Here is a 1,054-nt window from a genome sequence, read left to right on the forward strand (position 1 = left end):
GTGAGATTGGCTCCCGATGGCTGCTCCAGCAACACCACACCCAATACCTCACTTTGAGGAAGGGGTATCTGTGATGGCGTCAACGCGATACTCAATAACTCCGTCACGCCACTGACCACTGGCATGGGAGCAGAGACCAATGCGGTTAAGGCGTTGCCACCCACAATTGGTGTTGCTATCACGCGCACCTCACCGGCGCTTTCATCGGCACTGGTCAACTGATAATTGGCCTCATTGCCCAGCGTTGGAATGTCACTCCAATTGACCCCATCACTGCTGCGTTGCCATTGGTACTGAACACCATCTGGCGCTTGATTATGCTCTCGCGTACTGCCAAGCAATCGAGCGGTAACCATATCGCCCACTTGCTGAGGAGAGGCCAACGATTCAATACGAACTAAATCAAGATACAAATTCTGGAAGGTGTCGTCAGAGTTCGGCGCACTGCTACCTGCGCCGCCCCATGCATCACTGAGGTCGCTGTTGACCACATCACCATTATCTAATGTCACGCGTAGCGCATGTTGATAATCGACATCGGCAGACGTCACTAAGGTGTAGTCTTTGCTGCCCACGCCAACCGGCGTACCACCGGAATCTATGCTGCCCCCCTGCGGTATGCGATACCACTGATAGGTCGCCATGAGGTTTTCAGTCGTTAAGAGGTTATCTAACCAAGTTTGTGAAGCGTCTGTCAGTGATAATGTATCCGTGAGACTGTCGAGTTTGAGATACACGGTACGCAGCGCGTAACCAGTCGTGTTGTCGGTGACCGTTTGACTTGGATGACTGCACACCGATTCACTCTCGCCACTAGCCCCATCGGTCAGCGTGAGGCAAAGTTGTAAGGTGTCGCCCACATCTGTGGTCTGTGCCACATAGTTACTATCCGTCGCCCCCGAAATATCAGTCCAGCTGCCCCCTAATTGACCATGCTGCCATTGGTAGTCCACCGCTAGTCCGCTTTGTGCTAGCAGGCTGATGTCGTGCTGGTTTAAACTGACTGACATCCCCACACTGAGCTCTGTCGGTACCAACGTGCGATGTAAAGCAT

The 1,054-nt window shown here is 53.0% G+C and carries 1 protein-coding gene; it reads right to left on the reverse strand.

Annotated features, from left to right (window positions below; all coding sequences use genetic code 11):
* On the reverse strand, positions 1-1,054 hold a 1,054-nt coding region (locus tag ACTRWI_RS22490), incomplete at both ends, for a hypothetical protein (RefSeq protein WP_499133913.1).

The organism is Pseudoalteromonas sp. G5_S1_14_S5 (assembly GCF_054968605.1).